Origin of the sequence: Salinivibrio sp. ES.052 (assembly GCF_900141775.1) — a bacterium.
Lineage (GTDB): Bacteria > Pseudomonadota > Gammaproteobacteria > Enterobacterales > Vibrionaceae > Salinivibrio.
Genome location: NZ_FSRI01000001.1, coordinates 1,380,890 through 1,407,816 on the forward strand (window position 1 = coordinate 1,380,890; position 26,927 = coordinate 1,407,816).

A 26,927-nucleotide genomic window follows, 5' to 3' on the forward strand; every position below is an offset into this window, starting at 1 on the left:
GAGGAATGGCACGAATTATTGTAATTACCTCTGGGAAAGGTGGCGTTGGAAAAACAACCTCAAGCGCCGCATTAGCGACCGGATTAGCATTAACTGGCAAAAAAACAGCGGTTGTCGATTTTGATATCGGCTTACGTAACCTCGATCTCATCATGGGTTGTGAGCGTCGTGTTGTCTACGATTTCGTGAATGTCATTAATGGTGAAGCGAACCTTCATCAAGCACTGATCAAAGATAAGCGCGTTGAAAACTTGTTTATCTTACCAGCATCTCAAACACGAGATAAAGACGCGCTAACCAAAGAAGGGGTTGAGCGTGTATTAAGAGATATGGACGAATTAGGTTTTGAATACATTATTTGTGATTCGCCTGCAGGTATTGAGGCGGGTGCATTAATGGCACTGTATTTTGCTGATGAAGCCATTGTTACAACCAATCCTGAGGTTTCTTCCGTTCGCGATTCCGATCGAATCCTCGGTATTCTCGATTCAAAATCTCGCCGTGCGGAAAATGGCGAAGAGCCGGTCAAGCATCACTTATTGGTTACCCGCTACAACCCTGCACGTGTCACCAATGGTGAAATGCTCAGTGTTGAAGACGTCGAAGATATTCTGCGTATTCCATTACTGGGGGTCATCCCAGAGAGTCAATCGGTATTGCATGCCTCCAATAAAGGTGAGCCTGTTGTGCTCGACCAAGAGTCTGACGCAGGTCAAGCCTATGAAGATGCCATTGCGCGATTATTGGGTGAAGAGCGTCCCTTCCGCTTTATTGAAGAAGAGCGTAAAGGCTTCTTAAAACGCTTATTTGGAGGCTAATGTGGCATTGCTAGAATTCTTCCGGCCCTCTAAGAAAAAATCTGCCAATATCGCCAAAGAGCGTTTGCAGATTATTGTTGCCGAGCGTCGTAGTGCGGACAGCCCTGCCCCTACCTATCTGCCACAGCTTAAGCAAGATATCTTAGATGTGATCCGCAAATATGTTGATATTGCGCCTGATCAAGTCTCTGTCAGTCTCGAGCAAGGCGATGACGATCTCTCAGTATTAGAGTTAAATGTTACCTTGCCAGAGGAAGGCAAAGACGTCTAAGTTCGGCGGTTGTCTTTCATCATGAAGGAGCGGTGCAATTGCACCGCTTTTTTGTTATGCACCTGGCTTTGTGGGGATTATCGTTAGCAGCGCCTTCCCCACTAAATGGTAACGCCAACCTCTGGCCAAATCAGGACGAGTATCGTCATCGCTTTGCTCTCTCCATACCCAAGTAATGAGCTGGTTGAGCTGTTTTTTAGAGCCAATAAACTCAGGCACTAAGCCAGCTTGATCTGCCACCTCTTGTACCTGCTCCTTAATGGCCTTAATCACAGCTTTATAGCCTGGCTCATCCACTAGCCGAACAATCTCAGATGGACACTTATCCGCTGGCACTTTATCCGCTTGTGTCGCTATTTTAATCAGCGTTTGCGCGTGATAGCGGACTTCAAACTTGTCAAACCCGTGCTCATTCATTTGCTCAACACTGCGGATTTGGTATCGCGCCATTTTCCAAAGGTGTTGTTCTTTAACAATAAAATTAAGCGCCATATTACGACGACGAGCCTCTTTGGCTCGCCACTTCGCCAAGGCTTGCAACACGGCCAATTGTTGTGGTTTAAGCTGCCACGCATATTTTATGTCAAGAAATGCGGCTTCATCCTGTTTAGGCTGCTGTTTTTTACGACAAAGAAGCTCACACTCTTCCAACATAGCCGCTTGCCATGGGGTTTGTGCTAGAGCCTCTGATAATGCCCGATACAGCGGGAGTAAATAATAAACATCCGCCGCGGCATAATGCTTTTGCTTCTCCGTTAGTGGCCGAGCACACCAATCCGTGCGTGATTCGCCTTTATCTAGCGCCACACCCACGTAGCGTTCGACTAAACTTGCAAATCCTTCAGACACACCATGTCCTAAGAAAGCCGCCATTATTTGAGTATCAATCACTGGCGTGGGCAGCGCCCCTGCATAGTGTTGAAACACCTCTAGATCTTCACTACTGGCATGCAATACCTTAGTGACAACAGGATCCGCCATAAGCGCCCACAAGGGAGAAAGATCATCAATCGCGATCGGATCTACCAGCACCAAGCTCTCCCCATCATAGAGTTGGATTAGGCCTAACTGTGCATAAAAGGTACGAGTACGCACAAACTCGGTATCTACCATCACGGTTGTTTGCTGACGCAGGCGGATGCAAATATCCGCGAGCTGTTGATCAGAGGTAATTTGTCGATAGTTCACAAAAAAGCCCATAAAGAAAATGCCGGCAGCGCCGGCATTTTGTGATTCGTTGAAGACAGTTTACCCTTTTCTGGGCAGGTGCGCATTAGGCCGACGCTTTTTGCTCGGTTGCGTTAGGTTCGTCCCTTAACTCACGCCGCAAAATCTTCCCAACGTTCGTTTTGGGGAGTTGTTCTCTAAACTCAACCAAACGCGGGACTTTATAGCCAGTTAAATGCTTACGGCAATGAGCCACCAAATCATCACGGGTCAGCGACGGATCTTTTTTGACTACGCAGATTTTGACCACCTCACCAGAATTCTCATCTGGCTGACCAATGGCAGCGACTTCCAACACTTTGTCATGCAATGCAACCACATCTTCTACTTCATTCGGATAAACGTTGAAGCCAGACACCAGGATCATGTCTTTCTTACGATCCACAATGTGCAAAAAACCATCATCATCAAATTGCACGACATCACCCGTTGCCAACCAGCCATGCTCATCAATACTATCTCGCGTTGCTTCAGGACGGTTCCAATATCCCTGCATGACTTGTGGTCCACGAACCAGTAATTCACCTGGTTGATTATCGGCGACATCCTCCCCCTGATCATCGACAATGCGTACTTCGGTAGATGGCACAGGCAACCCGATCGAGCCATTATAATCACGTAAATCATAAGGATAAGCAGCCACCAAGGGTGAGCACTCGGTCAAGCCATATCCTTCCAGTAAATACTTACCGGTCACTTTCTTCCAATTTTCAGCCACAGCGCGCTGTACCGCCATGCCGCCACCAACAGTTAAACGTAGGTTTGAAAAGTCTAGCTCGTGGAAATCCTCATTGTTGAGTAAGGCATTAAACAAGGTATTCACACCGGTAATGGCCGTAAACGGATATTTATTCAGCTCTTTAATAAAGCCTGGAATATCACGAGGATTGGTGATCAATAGGTTCTGTCCACCCATTTCAATAAACAGCAGGCAGTTTACAGTCAGTGCAAAAACATGATAGAGCGGTAACGCTGTCACCACCAGTTCTTCGCCCGCCTTCAATACGGGTTGGTAGGTCCCTTTAGCTTGGTATACGTTAGCCAGCATGTTGCGATGGGTCAAAATAGCGCCTTTCGCCAATCCAGTGGTTCCACCCGTGTACTGGAGGAAAGCGACATCTTCACCTTTCAAAAATGGCTTAACATATTGCATCCGGCGGCCACGACGAAGAGCCTGACGCATCGAGGTTGCGTGGGGAAGATGATACTTCGGCACCATTTTCTTGACATACTTAACGACAAAATTTACCAAGGTGCCTTTGGCGCGTGGCAGCTGTTCGCCTAAGCTGGTCAAAACCACATGTTTTACTGGCGTATTGTCGACGACTTTTTCCAAGGTATGAGCAAAATTACTCACAATGACAATCGCTTTCGCCCCGGCGTCAGTCAACTGGTGCTCCAGCTCACGTGGCGTATATAACGGGTTAACATTCACCGCCACACAACCGGCACGTAAAATACCAAACAACGCAATCGGATATTGCAGTAAGTTTGGCATCATGATGGCTACGCGATCGCCCTTTTTCAGTTTCAGCTCATTTTGTAGATAGGCAGCAAAGGCGCGGCTGCGCTCTTCCAACTTACGAAATGTCATAACCTGCCCCATATTGATGAAGGCAGTTTGGTCCGCATAGTGCTGAACAGAATGTTCAAACATCTCAACGAGAGAGCGATGGGCATCTGGATCTATTTCCGCCGGCACATCCGACGGGTAACGATTAAGCCATACCTTTTCCACTGGCTTTCTCCTATATTTTAGCTTGCAGGCTATATTGCCTGCTTCGATCGACGCGAGGCATAATTCAAACAGGCGTTTAACCTATACACCATAGCGTTAACATTATTGTTACACGAGCATTTTAAGTGCGCGTTTGAATTTTGGTCACAAAATCCGTTATCAACGACACAGTTTGTTGCGGTTGTTGAAGGTGGCAATGATGCGTCCCCGGAAGCTCCTCGAGGGTCAGTTGCTGGAACCATGTTGCTCGGCGCGCCGCATCGGCTGAGCGAAGCGCAGGATACCCATCTGTCGCCCGAATCGCTAGTACAGGACAGTTGATCGCTCGAATAATCGACTCACTGTGACCAGGCGCCATCCGATAGAGGGCATCCTCTTTTAGCTTAGGATCATGGCGCCAGCGCACGCCTTGCGGGCAATTCATTACTCCACGAGCGATCAAGGGTAAGAGTTGTTCACCAGCCACTTTGTTTATCGACGCACGTAATTTTAACGCCTTAACTGCGGAGTCAAAGGTTCGGGGCGCTTTTTGGCGCGACATGAATCGCTGGTTTAGGCTGCTCGTGATCCGTTCGGTGATTTTCAGCTCAGGCTCCGCGATCGGGCCTAACGCTTCTATGGTGACTAAGGCATCTGTCGCATTAGGGAAACTGGCGGCATAGCAACTCGCTACTAGCCCTCCTAGCGAGTGGCCAACCAGCACCACGGGACCACACCCTTTTTGCTGGTGAAAGACAGGATGATTGAGCACTTGATGCAAATCATCGAGATAATCAAAGAACGGATAGTAATAATCACCGGGCTTATGATCAGACAAGCCATGCCCAGGCCAATCGAACAAAACGAGGCCGTCATCTTGAGGCAGTAGGGGAATTAATGAATGGAAGCTCGCCAGGTTATCCTGCCAACCATGCATCAACACTAATGTAGGTGCCGATCCTCTAGCGGGGCGTACTGCAGCAGCCACATTAACGCCATTTAACGGAATGTGAACCGGTACGAGCCCCGAAGAAAGGCCTAACAGGTGTGGTTCACGATCCAGTAAGGCATCAAGGGAAGAAGTTAGTTGGGCTGGTGTCATAGCTCGCGCAATTCGTTATACAGCTAAGGGAGCGTAATCACACTTTGAACGCGCCCAGTGCCCACACCAATGCGCACTCGGGAGCAGTGCAGCCCATAGCAATATGGTCTGTCGTCATCAACGACTTGCTGATCGATATTCCATAATTGATGACCTTTGACCTTGAGCACGGGATAATCATACTTGTAATCATCGACCTTACCCGTTTGACGAGATTGAAAGTCACCCAATACAGTAATGGGTCGCCCTTGGGCATAATCAGCAGGCTCCACAAACCCATCAAAAATAGCTTTAAAACGCCCAAGGGATGAGGCATTAATCTGTGGACGCCCTACTTGTGAGGTCGGTAGTGCAACGATTTCTACGACAGAATCACTCTCGCGATTCTTAACGTCAACAATCATTCCCCCCAAACGTACCTCTTCCCCTTGATTAGCATGAGTCATTTTCGCCACCACTGCATACTCAGTAACAGGTTGATCCATGCGGCCTTTTAGCGTTTCAGGCAAGGTTGTGCAGCCACTTAACGTCAGGATACCTAAAGCCATTGTGAACAGATAAGACTTCATCGAATACGCTCCTTGAAAGCGATATTACACATAGATATCGACCCCAACCAACGTCATCAGTTCCTCTCGTCTCGCTTGGTTTAACACCGCGAAATAAGATTCCATCGCTTGTCGGCCACGACCATCAGGTAAATCATATTGCACATACTGTTGCGCTTGCTCAGCGTGTGCAACGGAGACAGGATCGACTCGTTGGCGAACGGCTTTCGCCACTTGTGTTGTTTGGGGCGTCTGCTTACGGTTCGCTTTATTTTTGTTCGCCGTGCGTTGAGATTGCTGAGGCCGGGCCGACTGTGGGGACGATACACCGTTAATCGATACCATATTCGTTTCCTATGCTTTCCGGCCTACAACAGGCTTATTCTCGCCCTGGTAGCTTCTTCCACGTCACTTTATCGCGTAGGTACGTGGGGCTTGCCAATTCTGCTGCTACCGCATCACCTGCTTGGTAGGCGTGCTGAGCAATGTCTATCATATCTTGCGCTTGAGGGTATAGCACCTCTGACACAACACTTTGCAGCGCCAAGCGGCTTGCTAGATCAGGATAGGCTGACCAGCCGGTTCCTGCCAATGTCCACACGCCTTCACTAGATTCAGGAGCCAGCGCTTCAGGCGCAACAACAGCCTCTTGGCCTAGGCGCTGCCAAAGACCAGTTTGTGTACGTTGGTACTGACCGACGTACAACTCTCCCATCCGCGCATCAATCGCGGCCAAGACATGGGTTGCACCGCTAAGGCGATAACTTTGTGCCGCCATGGCTTCCAACGTAGAAACCCCAATCATGGGTAAGTCTGCGCCAAAAGCCAAACCTTGTGCAATACCAATGCCAATCCTTACGCCGGTAAAGCTACCCGGCCCTCGGCCAAAAGCCAGTGCATCCAATTGGGTTAACGCAATCCCTGCCTCCGCCAGTACTTCATCAACCATCGGCAAGATCTTAGTGGTGTGTTCGCGAGGGGCAATTTCACTGCGTGCAATCACTTGATCACCACAGCAAAGTGCAACTGAACAGTTCTCCGTCGCCGTATCAACGGCAAGTATTTGTAGCGTCATTTAACCCTCTATAGGTTGATGTAATGGATGCGAATTCACGTTTTCAGTCTCAGTCTCGATCTCGGTGCCCGACAAAAAAGCGTCAATATGGTTAAGATCCCGAGTTCGAGGAATGGCAGGTAAACTGCGTAAAAAGGTCGCGCCATAGGCACGGGTCACTAATCGATTATCACAGATAATTAATGCCCCATAATCCTGTTGATCACGAATCAACCGCCCTACACCTTGTTTTAGCGTGATCACGGCCTCAGGGATTTGCACTTGCGCAAAGGGGTCACCACCTTGCAATTTACAATCTTCGATCCGTGCTTTTAATAAAGGATCGTCCGGGGAGGCAAAAGGAAGTTTATCGATGATCACACAGCTCAGCGCTTGCCCACGCACATCAATGCCTTCCCAAAAGGCTCCCGTTGCCACCAGCAATGCATTGCCCAACGACAAATATTCTGCCAATAGGCGCTGCTTGGGCATCTCTCCTTGCATGAGGACGGGCAATGACAGCTGCTCACGAAACAAGGCTGACAGCTCTCGCACCATTTGATGCGAAGTACATAAGAAAAAACAACGGCCTTGGTTACGTTCAATCACCGGCCCCAATAACGTAGCCAACTTGTTGGCTCGACGGTAGCTATTGGTCTCGGGGACATGGCGAGGCACGCAAAGCCTAGCCTGATTGGGGTAGTCAAAGGGGCTTTCCAATGTCATTTGTTGCTTGGCATCGATCCCTAGTCGATGATTAAAGTGAGAAAAATCTCCTTCAACGGCCAAGGTGGCAGAGGTAAAGATCCATGCGCCACCCTGTTCGGCCATTTGCTCACGGAAACGATCCGCAACGGATAATGGCGTAATGTTCAAGCTGAAATGATGGCGCGTGCATTCATACCAGTAAGAATAGCCGGTCACGGACGTATCTCGTAATCGAGTCAGACGCGCCTTAAATAGAGTAATACGGTCGAAAGCTGCGTCAAGTAATTGACACCTTCCCAGCGATAGTTTGACCACATCATGGACTAAATCCAGTGCATCGGCCAACCGTACCAACTCTTTTTCGACCACAGGTGACACTTGAAGCTCGCGCCAATTACCTCGAAACCCTGGCTCCCCCATCACTAACCGCATATCCATCGACGCTTGCGAGAGACGATCTGCCACTTTTTCAAGTTGGCGGGTGTCACGAAGCTCGGTCCGGTAGGCGATATGAATGTCTTTGGCGGCGTCTTGGAGCTGGCGACTCGATAAAGACTGACCAAAATATTGGCTGGCGATATCTGGCAATTGATGCGCCTCATCAAACACCATCACTTCCGCCTCAGGGATCAGCTCACCAAACCCGGTTTCTTTGATCGCCACATCCGCCAAAAATAAATGATGATTCACCACCACCACATCGGCATCCATCGCACGACGTCGGGCTTTGACCACGTAACAGTCTTCATAGCTGGGGCACTCTTTCCCCAGACAGTTATCATTGGTGGAGGTCACAACAGGAATGAGCGGGCTATCTTCGGCAAGGGCATCACATTCACTCAAATCTCCCGATTCAGTATACGATGACCACTCACGAATTTTGACCAACTGACTAAGGTGTCCAGGCTCACTATCAGGGCGATGACATTCGCTGATTTGCCGCTCTAAACGTTCAGGACAAAGATAATTCACCCGGCCTTTCAGTAACGCTGTAGTACCAGTATAGCCCAGTGTCGATTTCATTAACGGCAAGTCACGATGATAAAGCTGTTCTTGCAGGTTTTTCGACCCGGTGCTGATGATGGCTTTTTTGCCACTCAATAAAACAGGCGCAAGATAGGCATAGGTTTTCCCGGTCCCTGTGCCCGCTTCAACCACTAACTGACCTTGATCGCGAATAGCCGTATCAACGGCAATCGCCATATCTGTTTGCGGCTGACGAGGCACAAAGCCATCAATCGCTTTAGCCAGCGCACCAGCCTCTGAGAAAACCTTACGGATCATTGAATAAATACACAGGGGGAAAGCGGGCATTATGCCAAACCCCTTAAAGGGATGGAACCATTCACAACGTAAACCGGATACAACAAAGAAAATCACTTTGACCTGGTAGGCCAGACAGGGTAAAACCAAGGGTTTAATAATAAGTAGCACACTATCAACATGGAACGAAAAACACTTCTCACGGACTGTCCTGACGCCCAAGGTTTAATTGCCACCATTACCACTATTTGTTACAAGCATCAGCTCAATATTATTCATAATCGCGAGTACGTGGATAATGCCACCGGGCAGTTTTATATGCGCACCGAGTTAGAGGGAGTTTTTAATGATCATACCCTGCTACTCGACCTTGACCACGCTCTACCACCAGGCAGTCAACGCCAATTGGTTGGCTCACGACGCAAGCGTGTGGTGATTATGGTGACCAAAGAATCGCATTGTCTTGGTGATATTTTGATGAAAGCCTATGATGGCTCACTCGATATCGAGATTGCTGCTGTCGTGGGAAATTACGACAAGTTACAACGCTTAACGGAGCGATTTGATATCCCGTTTCATTATGTTAGCCATGAAGGTCTGAGCCGTCACGCGCATGAACAAGCGATGCTCAAGGCCATTCAAAACCACCAGCCTGATTATATCGTCTTAGCGAAATATATGCGGGTGCTGACACCTGACTTCGTTGCACAGTACCCCCACAGGATCATTAATATTCACCATAGCTTCTTGCCTGCCTTTATTGGGGCCCGTCCCTATCACCAGGCCTTTGAACGCGGAGTTAAAATCATTGGTGCGACTGCCCACTTCGTGACTAATGACTTGGATGAAGGTCCCATCATTGGTCAAGATGTGATTCACGTTGACCATAGTTTTAGCGCACAGGATATGGCAAAAGCCGGCCGCGACGTAGAAAAAAGCGTCCTCAGCCAAGCTATCGCTTGCGCGGTTGAAGATCGCGTGTTTGTCCACGGCAACAAAACCGTGATCCTGTAGCTAGATCATCACGCCGTAAAGCCGGCGATTAAACGCTGGCTTCACTGGCAATAATATCGCTTAGCGAAAAGGGATGGAACTTGACACACACGCCGTTTTCTTTGAATGCAATGGTTGGGTTCGCTAATCGCTCGCCACTCGCTCGCGGCTCACTGCGCTTTATTTTTACCGTCTCAATGCATGCCGCGCGCGCTAATAGCCCCGGAAAGTGTGTTGTCAGTGCCTTTTCCAACTCGGCCATTGTCGCCGCGAAGCATGGCACAACAAACTCCACATGCTCCCAGCCTTGCTGCTCATACCGCTTTTGACTCGGAAAGGGCAGTTCAATCAGCGCCGTTTGCCATCCGCCAAGCTTAATCGGCGCCTTTAATTGGTAAATATGGATCGGCCGTCCATTCACTGATGCTTGCGAGATCAATGTTCCTTGCTCGGCTAAATCGTCGGCTAGCCTTAACGTCAATGCCTTATCATGCGTACGGATCGCAATGTGATCGAGTGTGAGTGCAGAACAATCAATCGCAAGGTTATCAAGCAACTGGTTGATTTTATCTGAAAATGTGGCTTTATCTCGCATCAGCGATGTCCAGTTGATGGCATCATGCATAGTGACCTCTCAGGGTTAAAAGGTGCTCGTTGTATTCCGGCGCGTAAAGATATCAAGGAAGGCGTTGAATAACTATTGCCAATGCCTGCTGTTTTATGGGTATCATTAGGGATTGTCCGCGTCGATTGACGTCATGGTTCGCAACACTACAGCATCCCGCCAACACTGTGCTTGCACGCTCAATGATGCTTCAGTGCAGTGTTGGCGGATTCTTGTATTAATAAGCTGGAAGCCCACATAACGGGTCGTTCATAATCAGCCCGGCTAGTAGTAAAGGTAAGCAAGTGAATATTCAAAGTCTTCTCAACGAAAAAGTTTCTGCTGCGATGGTTGCGGCGGGTGCGCCTGAGGGCACGCCAGCGGCAGTGCGTCAGTCTGCAAAACCACAATTTGGTGATTATCAAGCCAATGGCGTGATGGGTGCAGCTAAAAAGCTAGGATTTAACCCACGCGAATTTGCTCAAAAGGTATTGGATACACTCGACCTTGGTAGCATGGCAAGTAAAACGGAGATTGCCGGTCCCGGCTTTATTAATATCTTCTTAAATGATCAGTGGTTAGCCAAACAAGCTGATGCCGCACTCTCTGATGATCGCCTCGGCGTTCAACAACAGACAACACAAAATATTGTGGTGGACTATTCGGCGCCAAACGTCGCCAAAGAAATGCACGTCGGCCACCTACGTTCCACCATTATTGGTGATGCGGTGGTTCGCACACTGGAGTTCTTAGGCCACAAGGTAACCCGAGCGAACCATCTTGGTGATTGGGGCACCCAATTCGGTATGTTAATCGCCAACCTTGAGCTACATGAGTCACGCGGTGATGATGTATCAATGGAACTCGGGGATATTGAAAACTTCTATCGTGAATCTAAAGCGCGCTATGACGAAGACGAGGCATTTGCGGCAACAGCACGTGACTATGTCGTACGCCTACAGCGCGGTGATGCGTACTGTAAAGAAAAATGGGAGAAGCTGGTTAAAGTGACGCTAGAGCAAAATCAGCAGAACTATGACCGTCTTAACGTCTCCCTGACCCAAAAAGATGTGATGGGCGAGAGCCTTTACAATGATATGCTCCCAGGTATTGTTGAAGACTTAAAAGCCAAAGATATCGCGGTCGAAGATGATGGCGCGCAAGTAGTATTCCTAAACGAATACAAAAACAAAGATGGCGAGCCAATGGGTGTTATCATCCAAAAACGTGATGGTGGCTACTTGTACACCACAACGGATATCGCCTGCGCTAAATATCGTTATGAACAATTTAATGCTGATCGCGTGCTGTATTTTATTGATTCGCGTCAGCATCAGCACCTGATGCAAGCTTGGACGATTGTTCGCAAAGCAGGCTATGTGCCAGAGTCAGTCAGTCTTGAGCACCATGCATTTGGTATGATGTTGGGCAAAGATGGCAAGCCATTCAAAACACGTTCAGGTGGCACCGTTCGTCTTGCGGATCTGCTCGACGAAGCTGAAACCCGTGCTAAAGCACTGATTGCCAATAAGAATCCAGAGATGGATGCCGACTTACAGCGTGAAATTGCAACCACAGTCGCGATGGCCGCGGTTAAATATTCGGATCTGTCGAAGCACCGTACCACTGACTACATCTTTGACTGGGACCACATGCTGGCCTTTGAAGGGAATACCGCTCCCTACATGCAATACGCCTATACGCGAGTTGCCTCGGTGTTCGCAAAATCAGGGGTCGATCGTGACTCCCTTGACGGCGAAATGGTCATTGAGCATGAAAAAGAGAAAGCATTGGTTGCTAAGCTACTTCAATTTGAAGAAGCCGTGAAATCCGTCGCCCGCGAGGGTCAACCACACTTAATGTGTAGTTACCTTTTTGAACTTGCTGGGTTATTCTCCAGTTTCTATGAAGCTTGTCCGATCTTGCTTTCAGAAGGACAAACACGCCAAAGCCGTCTACGCATGGCAGCACTGACAGCGAAAACCATCAAGCAAGGCTTGTCACTATTGGGTATCAACACGCTTGAGCGTATGTAGCTCCTGCCTATCACCAATACGCAACCATCTGCACTAGCCAAGAGCCCACCCCTAATAGGTGGGCTGTTTATTCACCTTGACCAAAACGCTGTTCAGTCTCACTCAGCCATAGGCGTTCCTCTGGCGTTGATAGCCGCCCCATCACCGCATTACGATGCGGGAACCGACCAAATGTACTGATAATATCGTAGTGTTGGCGTGCATAATCATAGTACTGCTCATACCAATGCCTCGCCTCGACACTTACGTGTTGACGCAATTGATCAAACCGGAACAAGGCTTCTTGTTGGTCCGCTTCATCTTCAGCGTGCTCTAACGGAAGATAGAAAAAAACACGTTGCAGGGGTGCCAGAGTTTGGTCATCCCCTTTCGCCAAGCCTGCTTTACAAAGCGCCAGCGCTAACGCGTCATAGCGATATGCGGCAGAAAGGCCGCGATAGAGGTTACGCGGAAATTGATCAAGCAAGATGATAAGCGCTAGCCGCCCTTCCGCGGTATCGACCCAATGATTCAGTGAGCCAGCACCCGCTGCACTGACCCAAGTTTGAAAGCGCGATCGAATAATGTCATCTGTTTCCGAGCCTCCACCAAACCACCGCTCTTGGCATTCGGAGGAGGGGATTTGGCGCTCATCGTCCTCACCAAACCAGAAAACTAAGACGTCTTGATAGTGCATGCCACCTCCTATCGTGCTTTAACACGGGCTTTAATATCAATGGCCTGTTCTAAGCGTACGTGCTTTTTAAGTGTGATGACCTAATTCCTAGCGCAGAGTTAAGACTTTGTGACCCTCTAGTGGGTTGTGATGTAAGCTAGACGCATGTATTTCAATACGGGGTCTATATGTCTTTTTCACTTCACTCACGTTTAGCGGCCGACAGCACTTATGTTGGTGATTTTCCACTCTGTCAGTTACGTCTCGCTCACGCTGATATTGGCCCATGGCTGTTATTGATCCCTAGACAACCTCATTTAAGGGAAATTCATCACCTTGGCCCAACGGATCAACACGCTTTATGGCAAGAATCCGCTCAAGTATCTCGTTGCCTAGAAACCCTCTTTACTCCCGATAAACTCAATATTGCCGCGATTGGGAACATTGTGCCACAGCTTCATCTTCACCATGTCGCCCGATACCAAAATGACGCGGTGTGGCCCAACCCTATTTGGGGTCATCTAGACGTCAGCCACCGCCCTGAGTCGCAACAAGCCACACTGGTGGCGCAGTTTCAAGATGCATTAGTCCCCGAAGGATTAGTCATTTATCCCTAGGCACGCTTCGTTACTTTCGTCAAAACCCCCAAGCCAAGACCATAAAATAATTAAAAATCAACAATTTATTTTTTATGAGAGATTGGCGGATTTTTCATAACAGTGGCAGAAAGAATTGGGTTAAATTAGAGGCCTCTTGATAACCATTTCAACTGGGTGGGCTCGCCCCACCTCCGGCAGCAAGCGAAGGTGTCTTTGACACCCGTGGCATGGCTCCCCGGCTGTGCCACGTTTTTCTTTTCACACTATTGTTAACTATTCGCACGTCAAAGCGTCGGCCTGGATTATCAATCAACCCTATCGGCCACCGTCGACTTAGCCATAGATCGCCTATAATACGACGGGCTCACCCCAAAGTGGCTTTTGAAGCGCTGGCTGAAATACGCAGGGTCACGATAGCCACACGCCTCGGCCACATCCGCAACCGCATTGCCTCGTTGCAGTAACACGGCAGCATCACTGAGCCGTTTCTGCGTCACGTAGGCTTTCACCGTTATCCCGAAATACTGACGACACTTACGCTGTAAATTACGCTCAGACATTGCCAATGCTTCAGCGAGTGCGACGGTTGAAAAATCCGGCTCTCTGTACCGTACCAGTACGGCTTGTTGAAACTGTATTACCCATGCCTCGCTTGGCTGCATATCCGGCTTGGCACACTCAAGGCGTGGATATATAGATAAATCAACGTGGGATTTATCCGTTAACGAAGGTCGGCGGCTCGCTGTCAATACAGATGGCTCTGGCTGGTCCATACATGGGTAAGTTTGCCTTGCTTGTTGGTTTTGTTGCTTGAAAGCCAGTACCACTGCAGCCATCACTAAACTGCTAAAAAACATAAGTACAAGCCCATTCACCATATGTGGCAGAACAGGCATTGACACGGCAATATCTAACATCGTATGAGATGCGCCATCTCGTGGAATAGCAATGCGTAATTGGTAGTTACCCCCTACCATGTTCGCCAATGAGATGGTCTCGCTACCTGTTTGTTGCCAAGCAGCAAGCTTATCAGCCATCGGTTGATCTGATTGCCGGTAAGGGACTAATTGATAATGCACTCGAGTGACTTGTCGCTCTGGAGGCCAACTCCCCCATGCCAGTTTGGCAGGGCTTTGCTCAAGGAGTGTCACCGCCGTTTTTTGGCGCGGCCCAATTCGCCATCGCTTGTTTTGCTGCCAGACGGCACCCACCACAACCTGTGGGGGTTTACGTAGAGAAAACGCAAGTTGATCGGTATCAACCCGGTATTGATTGCTCCCGGTCATGATTGTTAACTGGTGAGGACGTGTCGCATAACATGCCACCCGTTCAGATTCAGTCGGTAAACGAAAGGTCCGTACAAAGCCCCGAGGTGTGATATGAATTAAAGCTTGATTACTGTAAGCCCAAATTCCATCATCATTACCCGTAATACAACGAAAGCCCTCATTTGACTGCGATAGATACGCAACAGAGGTCGATTCAGCCAAGTTTGGGGCGTACTGATAAACCCCCTTTGCACTCGCTAACCATAAACGTCCGCGTTCATCGGTATACATATCCGATATCGGGAGCAGCGGTTTTGCTATGTCTACCGATTGGAACTGACCGTTCCGATAACGCGTTAATCCTTGACGATGGCGGATCCAAACATTGCCTCTTCCATCATCGTAAAAACCCAGTATCTCCTCCGCATCAGGCTGCCAACGCGTACCATAATCAATTAAGGCCTGAGAATCCGGCCAATAGCGCATAAGCTGATTATCGAGTGACAGCCATATCACGCCTCCCGCATCAGCATATAACTGTTGGGCGGCGAGTGTGGCTAGACGATCAGGAAGCACGACCTCCTTACCCGTTTGCGTGTTGATCCCCTGCACCCCTGCAGGGCTCGACCACCATAAGCGCTTTTCATCACGTGTCGCACTATAGTAGTTAACGACGTTATTATTCGCTCCCGTTACAGTGCGATAACCATTTAAATCCTGCCAGCCATCCCGATAATGGCCCCACGGATTACTACTTGCCATAAAGCCTTGTGTTAAGGCAGAGGGAAAGTCTTGGTGATCATGAGCAATCCAACGCTGGCCTGGGGCGCGATATCGGGTGGATTGATCCGTTGAGAACCATATTCCGCCTTCAAAATCGGCCCACAAAAAGGTCACCGCGTGACCTGGAATGGCATCGTCTCCTGGCTGCCACACAGGCGTCGCGACACCATCAAGTGAAAGACGAAATAGCCCCTGCGCATTGCTAGCCCAAAGCCCACCAGATCCAACCGTCAAGCGTTGATATCCACCTTGCCTATTCAGTAGATGTCGTGCTTTTACCTCAAGCTCCGACAACGCTAATAGATACACGCCTGATTGGGTGCTCACCCAAGCTCTGTCTATCTTCCCTGTTATCGCAGTAATAGGAGTCTTAAATCGCGTAAGCTGCCTAATTCCCCCATCACCAAGCCGATACAAGCCTTTTCCTATCGCAACCAGCCGATGTCCAAGAGTAAGCCAAGTCTTATCAGCCCGCCAAGGACCCGCTCGCCAGATACGAAACGTATCGGCTTTCACTTGATAACGGCTTAGTTGCCCATCTTGAATGTGCCAAAGCGTATTGTTCACCGCCGCCAGTCGGGGCACACTCGCTAATGATGAATCCAGCCCTTGTCCTGCTTGTGACAACGCGTAGCGTATGAGGGTATTGTCCCCCGGCTGAAAGCGATAGATCCCATGTTGACCCGCCATCCAAAGCGATTGATGTGCATAAGCGATTGTCAGGATTTTTTCATCGGGGACGTTCAAGACGTCTTTCAACGGGTGGGACTGATGGCCATCAAAGAAGTAAATATCTCCTTGATTATCAAGCAACCACATGCCTCCCGTTGATTGGACTGCTACATCACGTACGTCGCCGAGTGCATTGAGGCCATCATAGGATTGAAATGAGGTTTGCAACGCATCATGCGCCTGCAAAGGTAGACAAGGTAAAACCAGAGCTAGCCAGATTAAACAAAGACATTGGCGTTTCATGTACAAGGAGCGAGACAGGGTTGCAGGGTTAAGTCGCATAGTGTCCTGCGAGCGGACACTAAATAAAACCCTGCCTCCCTAAATGTGAGCGAGCCCTCACATTATTGATATTTCTTAGCCATTCAAACGCCGTGACAGTGCTTGGTGAGCACGCTTTGCCTGACGCTGAAACTCAGGGCGCTCTGCATCCGGTACAGGGTGCGCTTCTGGCAGCGGCACTTTCATTGCATTCACTGGATGGTCATATTTTAATAGCTCAAAATGAAGATGCGGACCGGTAGAGCGACCCGTATTTCCGCTCTGTGCAATTCGCTGCCCCATTGAGACATGGTCGCCAGGCTTGACCAAGATACGGTGCAAATGGAGATAACGGGTTGAATATTCACGGCCGTGCTTAATCACCACATAGTTGCCGGCTAACGGGTGTTTACGGGCCTTAACAACGACGCCATCGCCTGCAGCTAATACCGATGTACCCACGGGAGTGGCAAAATCCGTTCCGTTGTGCGGTGAAATTCGCCCAGTAATTGGATGCTTTCGATGCGGGTCAAAGGACGAACTAATACGGTAGCGTTTTGCGGTTGGGATACGGCGAAGCGCGCGGTCGAGGCTCTGCCCTCGCTCATCATAAAAACGACCATCACTGTGCCGATACACAAAAATATCGCGATTACCTGCGCGGTATAGCATGGCAGAGACAGCGCCTGATGATACAGGCTGATTATCGATAAACTCTTTATCTACCTGAACGGCAAACTGGTCGCCCTGATGAGATTGCCGACCAAAATCGAACCGCCATTGCAATGCAGACACAAGGTTTTGGATTTGGTTCGGTGTTAGGCCGGCTTGACGAGCTTGCTGATAAAAGCTGCTATTCACCCGCCCAATCAATGTGACTTTCTCAACGTCACCTTTCGTTTCTAGACGTTTATAATCGACACCCCCCTTATCAAAACGATACTGGTCGCGGTATTTAAGCGATTGATAGAGGGTCAAGGTCAATAAACGTCCTTCATCATCGACCTGCCATTCCATTTTCTGACCACGACGAATATCTCCCGCCTTTTCATTTGCATCAAGCATCTGATAAAGCTGACTGATCGCCAGTCCATATTGGGAGAAAATGTCACCTAAGGTGTCGCCCGTAGTCACCGTATGTTGATGGGTTCGTGGTGCCTCCGATGTGATGTCTTTTTCTAGTGCGTCCTCCGGCACAGTCAGTGCGGGATCATCAGCCTCTAAGCCTTGTTCTATCGGTTCGCTGCGTTCAACAGCTGTCGAGCTTTGCGTGTCGCTAGAAACCGGTACCGGCTGACGATCATGAGAAGACGTAAAAGGATGAGGCTGCCACATCAAGGCAGCGCCAACTAGAAGGGACAGTGATGCAAGTGCTAGCTTGTGCTGGCGCGGTAACTTGGCCGTGACAACTAGCCAATTAGTTAGTGGTTTCATGCTTTAAACAACGTGTGAAACGCTTTCCCATATCTTTTAAAAACACCTGATAGCCATCAGGTGTCACCTGGATTGACGTAGCTAATGGATCAAGTTCAAGGACATTGACGTCATTATGTCGGGTCACAGCCTCAATCAATGCGGGATTAAACTGCGGCTCAGTGAAGATACAGGTCGCATCATGATTAAGCAATCCTCTACGAATGGTCACTAACGTTTTAGCCCCCGGTTTTTGGCTTGGATCGACGGTAAAGTGCCCCGTTTTTTCCAATCCGAACGCATCCTCAAAATACCCATAGGCATCATGAAAAACAAAGTAACCAGACTGTGTGCGTGCTGACAGCTCACTTTCAATTTCCGCCATCGCCTGCTCGATCTGGACATTAAAGCGGTTTAGATTCGCACGATATTGATCTGCTTTATTAGGCGTCGCATCAATCAATGCCTCGGTGATTGCCCGTGCAGCGACACGTGTGACGTCAGGACCCAGCCAAAGATGCGGATCGATATTGTGATCACCGTGATCATGCCCATGATGATCATGCCCGCCATCATAATGGCGTAACGGTAGCCCCTCGACCTGTGTCAACGTCAGTGCAGAAGGTTGGTCAGCCAACAGTTTACTCAGAAAAAGTTCAAGCTCTGGCCCTACCCATATCGTGACATCAGCTTGATTCAGAGCTCGTATATCTGATGGCTTTAACGCATAACTATGCGGCGAGGCGCCAGGGGGAAGCAGTACGCTCAAGTGATCGTCCTCAGCAATCAAACCTGCCGCAATGAGCTGAAGTGGTTTGATAGACGTCATGACAGTAGTCGCTTGGGCCGGTAACACTAGCAATAGAGCAAAAAATGCTCCAATGATTCGAGCAGTCATCGTTCCTCTCATTCTTTTTGTTTTCTCAATGGCAAGAAATGTTATAATATAACAATTACAAATCACAATGCTTTTTTTCACTATGACTGACCCACTCGTCTCGCTTGATGCTGTAACCGTGACCTATAATGGCCGAAATGTGTTAGATAAGGTCTCTATGCAATTAAAACGAGGGCAAATTACCACGCTAATTGGCCCCAACGGTGCTGGTAAGTCGACCTTAGTAAAAGCATTAATTGGCTTGGTTAAGCCCGCATTGGGCACGGTTCGCGTTGCTAAAGGCGTGAAAGTCGGTTATGTCCCACAAAAGCTCCAGCTTAACCAAACACTACCACTAACTGTCGATCGTTTTATTCGGTTAGGAACGCGCTATACCAATAAACAAATAGATAAAGCCTTAACAACTGTTAATGCACAATCTCTGCAATACGCGAACATGCATACACTCTCTGGGGGCGAAACACAGCGCGTACTGTTAGCGCGTGCCATATTAAAGCAACCCGATGTGCTGGTCTTAGACGAGCCAGTACAAGGAGTCGATGTCAGTGGCCAACTGGAGATGTATAGCCTCATTGGCCATCTGCGCGACACCCTTAAATGTGCAGTATTAATGGTCTCGCACGACTTGCATTTAGTGATGGCAAAAACTGATGACGTGATATGTCTTCAGCATCATGTCTGCTGCTCAGGCGAACCCGATGCGATTTCTCAGCACCCATCGTATGTTGCGATGTTCGGTCGACAAACCAGTGAGCAACTCGCGTTGTATCATCACCACCACCATCATAAACACGATCTTGCCGGCCAACCTGTAAGCTGCGAGCATCAAGGACATCAACATGATTGAGTTCCTACTTGCCCCCATCATGGGTGGACTACTTATCGCCGCGATTGCAGGGCCATTAGGCTCCTTTGTGGTATGGCGACGCATGGCCTATTTTGGCGATACGCTGGCGCATGCCTCACTATTGGGGTTAGCGCTAGGCTTTCTACTGCAAATCGATTTAAACCTCGCACTCGTAGTAACTTGCTTACTCCTTGCGATTTTATTAGTTGGACTACAACGCCAGCACCTTGTCTCAACCGATACTTTATTGGGTATTTTAGCCCACAGCGCCCTGTCTTTAGGGTTGGTTGCGGTCAGTTTTCTCGACAATATGCGGGTCGATTTAATGGCCTATTTGTTCGGAGACCTCTTGGCTGTTTCATTTGCCGATCTCACTTGGCTGGCAGTCGGTGCCTGCTTCACCCTTGCTGTACTGGCCTATTATTGGGAACAACTTCTGTCGATGACCGTCAGTGAAGAGCTGGCCAAAGTAGAAGGCATTGCAGTCGAGAAGTTGCGGCTTTTATTGATGCTATTGATTGGTTTAGTGATCGCATTAGCAATGAAGTTTGTTGGGGCACTTATCATTACATCAATGCTGATCATTCCAGCGGCAACAGCCCGGCGGCTTGCCTCAACACCCGAGCAAATGGCCGCATTTGCGAGCTTAATTGGTATGTTTGCGGTGATGTTAGGGATGGCAGGATCATGGTTTTATGACACACCTGCGGGGCCATCCGTGGTTGTCGCGGCAGCCAGTGTGTTTATGCTCACGCAACTGGTCCCCTCTCGCGCTGTCCACTGAGCATCTTTCACATGGATAGCACTTGATCTGATGACATCTTCCCTGGCTCCGATAATAAAAAAGCCGCTCGAACGAGCGGCTTTTGATGACTGGGAATGATATTTACCAGTTGGTTTTTTCACGTAGTGCTTTACCAATATCGGCCAAGCTTTTCACGGTCGTAACACCTGCCGCTTCTAGGGCGGCAAATTTATCGTCTGCAGTCCCTTTACCGCCAGAAATAATTGCACCCGCATGGCCCATACGTTTACCTGGAGGCGCAGTAACACCGGCGATATAAGCCACCACCGGCTTGGTCACATTCGCTTTAATATAGGCAGCCGCTTCTTCTTCTGCTGTACCACCGATTTCACCGATCATTACAATGGCTTCGGTCGCAGGATCTTTTTCAAACATCTCCAGGATATCGATAAAGTTTGAGCCTGGAATAGGATCACCGCCGATACCCACACAAGTTGATTGGCCAAAACCTTCGTCAGTGGTTTGTTTTACCGCTTCGTAAGTGAGCGTCCCTGAACGTGACACAATGCCTACTTTACCAGACTGGTGAATGTGTCCCGGCATGATACCGATTTTAGACTCGTCGGGTGTAATCACGCCTGGGCAGTTTGGCCCGATCATACGGACACCTGCTTGATCTAGCTTGACCTTCACTTCCAGCATATCCAACGTTGGAATCCCTTCCGTAATACAGACGATAAGCTCAATACCTGCGTCAATCGCCTCAAGGATCGCGTCTTTACAGAAAGGCGCAGGAACATAAATGACCGAGGCGGTCGCACCGGTTGCTTCAACCGCATCTGCGACTGTGTTAAAAACAGGTAAACCTAGGTGAGTCGTCCCGCCTTTACCGGGTGACACACCACCGACCATCTGCGTACCATATTCAATCGCCTGCTCTGAATGGAAAGTTCCTTGGCCACCAGTAAAGCCCTGGCAGATGACTTTGGTCTCTTTATTAATCAGCACTGACATTGTTATTTACCCTCCGCTGCAGCAACGACTTTCTGTGCGGCTTCGGTTAGCGATGTTGCCGCAATGATGTTCAAACCACTATCGGCCAGTTTTTTAGCACCTACCTCGGCATTATTACCTTCTAGGCGGACCACAACTGGGACCTTAACACCGACTTCTTCAACGGCACCAATAATGCCATCAGCGATCAGATCACAGCGCACAATACCGCCAAAGATGTTAACTAAAACCGCCTTCACGTTGCTGTCAGACAGAATAATTTTAAAGGCTTCTGTGACACGCTCTTTTGTTGCACCGCCCCCAACATCGAGGAAGTTTGCAGGACTACCACCATGCAAATTGACAATATCCATGGTACCCATTGCCAAACCAGCACCATTGACCATACAACCTATGTTACCGTCGAGTGCAACATAGTTCAGCTCCCATTGCGCCGCATGGGCTTCACGATCATCGTCCTGGCTTGGGTCATGCATTGCACGGACCTTCGGCTGACGATAAACCGCATTACTGTCGAGAGACAGCTTGGCATCCAAACAATGCAAATCACCTTGTTCAGTAATCACTAACGGATTGACTTCAACCAAGGCCACATCTTTATCCAGGATTAACTGACCAATGCCGACAAAAATTTTGGTGAACTGCTTAATTTGCTCGCCCTTCAAGCCCAGCTTAAATGCCAGTTGACGGCCTTGATAAGGTTGCGGGCCGACCAAGGGATCAATTGCCGCTTTGTGGATCAGCTCGGGAGTTTCTTCAGCGACTTTCTCGATCTCAACCCCACCTTCAGTCGATGCCATAAAGACAACACGGCGTGAGCCGCGGTCAACCACCGCGCCCAAATACAACTCTTGATCAATATCGGTACATGACTCGACGAGAATTTTGCTGACTGGCTGACCTTTCTCGTCAGTTTGGAATGTCACCAAGTTTTTGCCCAACCATTGCTGCGCAAACTCGCGAATTTCTTCTTTTGAGGTAGCGAGTTTTACTCCTCCCGCTTTTCCGCGGCCACCGGCGTGTACTTGACATTTAACAACCCACTTGTTGCCGCCAATTTTATCGGCTGCTTCAGCAGCTTCTTGTGGTGTATCGCAAGCGTAGCCTTCTGAAACTGGTAGACCATATTCAGCGAACAGCTGCTTTGACTGATATTCGTGCAGATTCATGATGTTCTATCCGTGTTAGTGTCCATTATTGTGTCTTTGTGCTTTCCAAATAAGGGGACCTCCGTCCCCTCAAAATGGGCCTGTCAACCCATGTGCTGGGTTGATAGCCCCATTAAACGTCTAGAAGCAGACGTGTAGGGTCTTCTAGAAGTTCTTTGATGGTGACCAAGAAACCCACCGACTCTCGGCCGTCGATTAGACGGTGATCGTAGGAAAGTGCGAGGTACATCATTGGCAAGATTTCAACCTTGCCATCCACCGCCATTGGACGGTCTTGGATTTTGTGCATGCCAAGGATGGCAGCTTGAGGCGGGTTAATGATCGGTGTTGACATCAATGAGCCAAATACACCGCCATTCGTCAGGGTGAAGTTCCCCCCTGTTAATTCGTCAACGGTTAACTTGCCATCACGACCTTTAATCGCGAGATCACGAATACCTTTCTCTACATCCGCAAACCCAAGCTTGTCGCAGTCACGCAATACTGGGGTTACAAGACCTCGAGGCGTCGATACCGCCATGCTGACATCAAAGTAATTGTGATAAACAATCTCATCACCATCGATCGACGCATTCACTTCTGGGTAACGCTTCAGTGCTTCAACGACTGCCTTGACGTAGAACGACATAAAACCGAGACGAATATCATGACGTTTCTCAAAGCTTTCACGGTATTGCTTACGCAATTCCATAATCGGCTTCATGTTAACTTCATTAAACGTGGTCAACATCGCCGTGCTATTCTTGGCTTCCAATAAGCGCTCAGCAACACGTTTACGCAACCGTGTCATGGGTACACGCTTCTCACCACGCTCTGCCACTGGCGGTACGTCTTGCGTTGCCGCTTTCTGTTCACTGCCCCCGGCAGGCTGTTTTTTAAGATGTGCTTCCACATCTTCACGGGTGATACGACCACCCACGCCGGTACCTTTCACCGCATCCGCTGACAAATCATGCTCAGCAAGCAGACGACGTACTGCGGGGCTTAGCGTATCGTTACTTTCTTCTTCTAGCGAAGCTGTGTGGCGTTTATCCGGCGATGACTCTGATTGTGCAGGCACATCTTTAGTCGGTTCTCCGGCTACCGCGCCTTCTTTAATCTTGGCAATGGCTTGCTTCGCCAATACGGTTGACCCTTCATCTTCAATGATGGATTCCAGCACGCCATCAGCAGGGGCTGGGACTTCCAGCACAACCTTATCTGTTTCAATATCAACCAGTACTTCGTCACGGGTTACCGAGTCACCTGGCTGTTTGTGCCATGTGGCAATGGTCGCATCAGCCACAGATTCGGGTAAATCGGGAACCAGAATTTCGATTGTCATATCGTAGTTATCCTTAATGTTCTAGTTCTTGCTTTAGGGTCAGAGCGTCTTGTACTAACGCTTTTTGTTGTTTCTGATGGACAGACATATAACCTACCGCAGGCGAGGCCGATGCCACGCGCCCTGCATAAGCGAGTGTGGCGTCATCTGGTAAAGCGGCACGGAAATTGTGCTGACTGCTGTACCACGCCCCTTGATTTTGTGGCTCTTCTTGACACCAAACAAAGTCTTTTGCATTGCTGTAAGGGGCAATGACGTCTTTTACTGCCTCGAGTGGGAAAGGATATAGCTGCTCAATACGGACAATGGCAACATCGTCTATCTCTTGCTCACGGCGTGCTTGGAGTAAGTCGTAGTAAACCTTACCCGCACACATCACCACTCGCTTAACCTTGCTCGGTTCAAGCTCATCCATCTCACCGATCGCAGGTTGAAAATCCCCGTCGGTGAGATCCTCCAAGCTGGAGACACAGAGTGGATGGCGCAATAAAGATTTGGGTGACATCACCACCAGCGGCCGACGCATAGGACGAACCACTTGACGACGCAGCATATGATAAACTTGAGCCGGACTTGATGGTACGACGACCTGCATATTTTGTTCTGCGCATAGCTGTAAGTAACGCTCAAGACGTGCTGAGGAGTGTTCGGGACCCTGCCCCTCATACCCATGCGGTAATAGCATGGTCAGGCCGCACATGCGACGCCACTTTTGTTCACCTGAGCTAATAAATTGGTCGATGACAACTTGTGCGCCATTACCAAAATCACCAAACTGCGCTTCCCAAACGGTCAAGCCACCAGGCTCTGCAGTGGCGTAACCATATTCAAACGCCAATACGGCTTCTTCAGACAACACCGAATCATAGATCTCGAATGGCCCTTGTTTGTCATGAATATTAGCAAGCGGAAGGTAGGTGCTCCCATCGTCTTGATTATGCAATACCGCATGACGGTGGAAGAACGTCCCGCGACCAGTGTCCTGACCTGTGATTCGAATACGCTTACCATCATCTACCAGCGTGGCATACGCCAGTGTTTCTGCCATGCCCCAGTCAACAGACTTTTCGCCATCAACCATCGCCTTACGATCTTTATACAGCTTAGAAACACGGCTCTGCAGCTTGTGGCTATCAGGCAGCTGGCAGATACGGTTACCGAGCTCTTTTAAGCGCTTGGCATCAAACTTATTGGCCCATTCCACTGTCCAGTCATGGCCCAAATAAGGAGTCCAATCAACCGAGTGCAGTACCATTGGACGCCACTCTTTCACCACACATTCACCACTGTCGAGCAGATCACGATATTCATTGATCAATTCGGTCGCTTTTTCCAAGTTAGCGATGCTCTGTTGATCAAGCACGTCGGCATAAAGCTTACGTGGCGTGGGGTGCTTCTTGATCTTTTGGTACATCATCGGTTGAGTCGCATTAGGCTCATCCGCTTCATTGTGACCGTGGCGACGGTAACAGACCAAATCAATCACAACATCACGCTTAAACTCATTGCGAAAATCGAGCGCTAAACGCGATACAAAAGCAACGGCTTCAGGATCGTCGGCATTAACATGGAAAATCGGTGCCTGAACCATCTTGGCAATATCGGTACAGTATTGCGTTGAGCGCGAGTCAGCTGGGTTAGAGGTGGTAAAACCAATCTGGTTATTCACCACAATCCGCACCGTGCCTCCAACTTGGAAACCTCGGGCTTGAGACATATTAAAGGTCTCTTGCACGACGCCTTGTCCCGCAATCGACGCATCACCATGGATAGTGATCGGCAAAACGCTTGAGCCCGTGCTGTCTTCGAGTCGATCTTGGCGTGCACGCACGGAGCCCATGACGACCGGATTGACAATTTCAAGGTGAGACGGGTTAAAAGCTAAAGCAAGGTGGACATCACCACCCGGCGTAGCAAAATCAGACGAGAAGCCCTGATGATATTTCACATCGCCGGTACCCCAGCTTTCGTCTTGTTTCCCCGCGAATTCATCAAATAATTCTGAAGGTTTTTTACCTAGAACATTAACTAAGACATTGAGTCGACCGCGGTGAGCCATTCCAACAACAACCTCACGCCCACCTTTGCTACCCGCATGACGGATGAGCTCTTTGAGCATAGGAATGAGTGAATCTCCCCCTTCAAGAGAGAAACGTTTTGCCCCTGGGAACTTGGCACCTAGGTATCGCTCAAGGCCTTCTGCTGCGGTTAGCTCTTCCAAAAAGGTGAGCTTTTCCTGCTCAGAAAATTGAGGCTGTCCAACGACGGATTCTAATCGGCTTTGGATCCAGCGCTTTTCTTCCGTGTCAGTAATGTGCATGTACTCGGCACCGATAGATCCGCAATAGGTTTTTTTCAGTGCATCATACAACTCACCCAATTGCATATTGTCTTTACCAATCGCAAATGAGCCAACATTAAAGGTTTCGTTGAAGTCCTGCTCGTTGAGAGAGTGAAAAGCAGGTGATAGATCAGGTACAGGTTTGCGTTTCCATAACCCAAGAGGGTCTAAGTTGGCCTGTTGGTGGCCGCGGAAACGGAAAGCATTAATAAGTTGAAGAACTTTGACTTGTTTCGCGTCTACGTCTGGGTCATTGACTGAAGCACTTGCACGCGATGTATCGGTAGCTAAGCGTCGAAAGTAATCACGAACTCGAGAGTGAGGTTGTTCTACCGCGGTGTCATTCACCACAGGCAGTTGGTCAAAGACCGCTCTCCATTCTTGATCAACTAACTCCGGGTCACTGAGGTACATTTCGTAGAGATCTTCTACGTACGTTGCATTGGCGCCAGCCAAATGAGAGGACTCCATCCAAGCCTTCATCACGCCATTTTGCATTGTTATCCCTTAACCACTAGTTATTTATCCAAACACCGG

General features: G+C 49.0%; 23 protein-coding genes. 7 read left to right on the forward strand and 16 right to left on the reverse strand.

From position 1 onward, the window contains the following. Nucleotides 1-5: 5 nt before the first annotated feature. Nucleotides 6-818, forward strand: coding sequence for a septum site-determining protein MinD (gene minD / locus BUQ98_RS06335; RefSeq protein ID WP_074213003.1), 813 nt, complete (start codon nt 6-8; stop codon nt 816-818). 1 nt (nt 819) lies between these two features. Then, the gene (minE, locus tag BUQ98_RS06340; RefSeq protein WP_074213004.1) at nt 820-1,089 is read left to right on the forward strand and encodes a cell division topological specificity factor MinE; all 270 of its coding nucleotides are present in this window, start codon (nt 820-822) and stop codon (nt 1,087-1,089) included. 54 nt (nt 1,090-1,143) lie between these two features. Here the strand turns inward: minE and rnd are convergent, their stop codons facing one another. The 7 genes from rnd to BUQ98_RS06375 form a co-directional block, all read right to left on the reverse strand. Next, the gene (gene rnd, locus BUQ98_RS06345; RefSeq protein WP_074213609.1) at nt 1,144-2,277 is read right to left on the reverse strand and encodes a ribonuclease D; all 1,134 of its coding nucleotides are present in this window, start codon (nt 2,275-2,277) and stop codon (nt 1,144-1,146) included. Nucleotides 2,278-2,362: 85 nt separating this feature from the next. After that, nucleotides 2,363-4,054, reverse strand: coding sequence for a long-chain-fatty-acid--CoA ligase FadD (gene fadD, locus BUQ98_RS06350; RefSeq protein WP_074213005.1), 1,692 nt, complete (start codon nt 4,052-4,054; stop codon nt 2,363-2,365). A gap of 121 nt (nt 4,055-4,175) precedes the next feature. Further along, a complete protein-coding gene (locus tag BUQ98_RS06355) occupies nt 4,176-5,135 on the reverse strand; it encodes an alpha/beta fold hydrolase (RefSeq protein WP_083605220.1) in 960 nt (319 codons plus the stop codon). Nucleotides 5,136-5,158: 23 nt separating this feature from the next. Then, entirely contained in the window at nt 5,159-5,704 is a 546-nt protein-coding gene (locus BUQ98_RS06360) for a Slp family lipoprotein (RefSeq protein WP_074213006.1), read from the reverse strand. A 24-nt stretch (nt 5,705-5,728) separates the two neighbouring features. Beyond that, a complete protein-coding gene (locus tag BUQ98_RS17135; RefSeq protein ID WP_074213007.1) occupies nt 5,729-6,028 on the reverse strand; it encodes a hypothetical protein in 300 nt (99 codons plus the stop codon). Between the two features lie 34 nt (nt 6,029-6,062). Further along, nucleotides 6,063-6,758 carry a tRNA (adenosine(37)-N6)-threonylcarbamoyltransferase complex dimerization subunit type 1 TsaB gene (gene tsaB / locus BUQ98_RS06370; RefSeq protein ID WP_074213008.1) on the reverse strand — a complete coding sequence of 232 codons (696 nt, stop codon included), beginning with the start codon at nt 6,756-6,758 and terminating at the stop codon, nt 6,063-6,065. After that, on the reverse strand, nt 6,759-8,729 hold the full coding sequence (locus BUQ98_RS06375; RefSeq protein ID WP_074213611.1) for an ATP-dependent DNA helicase: 1,971 nt from the start codon (nt 8,727-8,729) through the stop codon (nt 6,759-6,761). A gap of 159 nt (nt 8,730-8,888) precedes the next feature. On the opposite strand from BUQ98_RS06375, the gene purU reads away from it, so the two are divergent. Beyond that, nucleotides 8,889-9,722: a formyltetrahydrofolate deformylase gene (purU, locus tag BUQ98_RS06380; protein ID WP_074213009.1), complete on the forward strand. Its 834-nt coding sequence runs from the start codon at nt 8,889-8,891 to the stop codon at nt 9,720-9,722. 28 nt (nt 9,723-9,750) lie between these two features. Here the strand turns inward: purU and BUQ98_RS06385 are convergent, their stop codons facing one another. After that, nucleotides 9,751-10,326 carry a VOC family protein gene (locus BUQ98_RS06385; RefSeq protein ID WP_074213010.1) on the reverse strand — a complete coding sequence of 192 codons (576 nt, stop codon included), beginning with the start codon at nt 10,324-10,326 and terminating at the stop codon, nt 9,751-9,753. 284 nt (nt 10,327-10,610) lie between these two features. Between BUQ98_RS06385 and argS the strand changes: the two genes are divergently transcribed. Then, nucleotides 10,611-12,341: an arginine--tRNA ligase gene (gene argS, locus BUQ98_RS06390; protein ID WP_074213011.1), complete on the forward strand. Its 1,731-nt coding sequence runs from the start codon at nt 10,611-10,613 to the stop codon at nt 12,339-12,341. 67 nt (nt 12,342-12,408) lie between these two features. Here argS and BUQ98_RS06395 read toward each other — a convergent pair whose 3' ends face one another. Continuing rightward, nucleotides 12,409-13,017, reverse strand: a complete 609-nt coding sequence (locus BUQ98_RS06395) for a DUF924 family protein (protein WP_074213012.1) — start codon at nt 13,015-13,017, stop codon at nt 12,409-12,411. A 167-nt stretch (nt 13,018-13,184) separates the two neighbouring features. Here BUQ98_RS06395 and BUQ98_RS06400 point away from each other — a divergent pair, with 167 nt between their 5' ends. Beyond that, nucleotides 13,185-13,613, forward strand: coding sequence for an HIT domain-containing protein (locus BUQ98_RS06400; RefSeq protein WP_074213013.1), 429 nt, complete (start codon nt 13,185-13,187; stop codon nt 13,611-13,613). 287 nt (nt 13,614-13,900) lie between these two features. Here the strand turns inward: BUQ98_RS06400 and BUQ98_RS06405 are convergent, their stop codons facing one another. From BUQ98_RS06405 to BUQ98_RS06415, 3 genes are all read right to left on the reverse strand, one after another. Further along, nucleotides 13,901-16,660, reverse strand: coding sequence for an AraC family transcriptional regulator (locus BUQ98_RS06405; protein ID WP_074213014.1), 2,760 nt, complete (start codon nt 16,658-16,660; stop codon nt 13,901-13,903). A 75-nt stretch (nt 16,661-16,735) separates the two neighbouring features. Further along, entirely contained in the window at nt 16,736-18,073 is a 1,338-nt protein-coding gene (gene mepM / locus BUQ98_RS06410; protein ID WP_074213015.1) for a murein DD-endopeptidase MepM, read from the reverse strand. Next, entirely contained in the window at nt 18,057-18,950 is an 894-nt protein-coding gene (locus BUQ98_RS06415) for a zinc ABC transporter substrate-binding protein ZnuA (protein ID WP_083605221.1), read from the reverse strand. The genes mepM and BUQ98_RS06415 overlap by 17 nt, the downstream gene beginning before the upstream one ends. 82 nt (nt 18,951-19,032) lie before the next feature. On the opposite strand from BUQ98_RS06415, the gene znuC reads away from it, so the two are divergent. Both znuC and znuB read left to right on the forward strand, forming a co-directional pair. Continuing rightward, nucleotides 19,033-19,797 carry a zinc ABC transporter ATP-binding protein ZnuC gene (gene znuC / locus BUQ98_RS06420; RefSeq protein ID WP_074213017.1) on the forward strand — a complete coding sequence of 255 codons (765 nt, stop codon included), beginning with the start codon at nt 19,033-19,035 and terminating at the stop codon, nt 19,795-19,797. After that, entirely contained in the window at nt 19,790-20,581 is a 792-nt protein-coding gene (znuB, locus tag BUQ98_RS06425; protein ID WP_074213018.1) for a zinc ABC transporter permease subunit ZnuB, read from the forward strand. The genes znuC and znuB overlap by 8 nt, the downstream gene beginning before the upstream one ends. Nucleotides 20,582-20,683: 102 nt before the next feature. Here znuB and sucD read toward each other — a convergent pair whose 3' ends face one another. From sucD to sucA, 4 genes are all read right to left on the reverse strand, one after another. Then, nucleotides 20,684-21,556: a succinate--CoA ligase subunit alpha gene (sucD, locus tag BUQ98_RS06430; RefSeq protein WP_074213019.1), complete on the reverse strand. Its 873-nt coding sequence runs from the start codon at nt 21,554-21,556 to the stop codon at nt 20,684-20,686. A 2-nt stretch (nt 21,557-21,558) separates the two neighbouring features. Further along, complete coding sequence (sucC, locus tag BUQ98_RS06435) at nt 21,559-22,725, reverse strand: ADP-forming succinate--CoA ligase subunit beta (RefSeq protein WP_074213020.1); 1,167 nt, start codon at nt 22,723-22,725, stop codon at nt 21,559-21,561. A gap of 112 nt (nt 22,726-22,837) precedes the next feature. Further along, nucleotides 22,838-24,049, reverse strand: coding sequence for a 2-oxoglutarate dehydrogenase complex dihydrolipoyllysine-residue succinyltransferase (gene odhB, locus BUQ98_RS06440; protein ID WP_074213021.1), 1,212 nt, complete (start codon nt 24,047-24,049; stop codon nt 22,838-22,840). 13 nt (nt 24,050-24,062) lie between these two features. Further along, complete coding sequence (sucA, locus tag BUQ98_RS06445; protein ID WP_074213022.1) at nt 24,063-26,888, reverse strand: 2-oxoglutarate dehydrogenase E1 component; 2,826 nt, start codon at nt 26,886-26,888, stop codon at nt 24,063-24,065. Nucleotides 26,889-26,927: the final 39 nt, after the last annotated feature.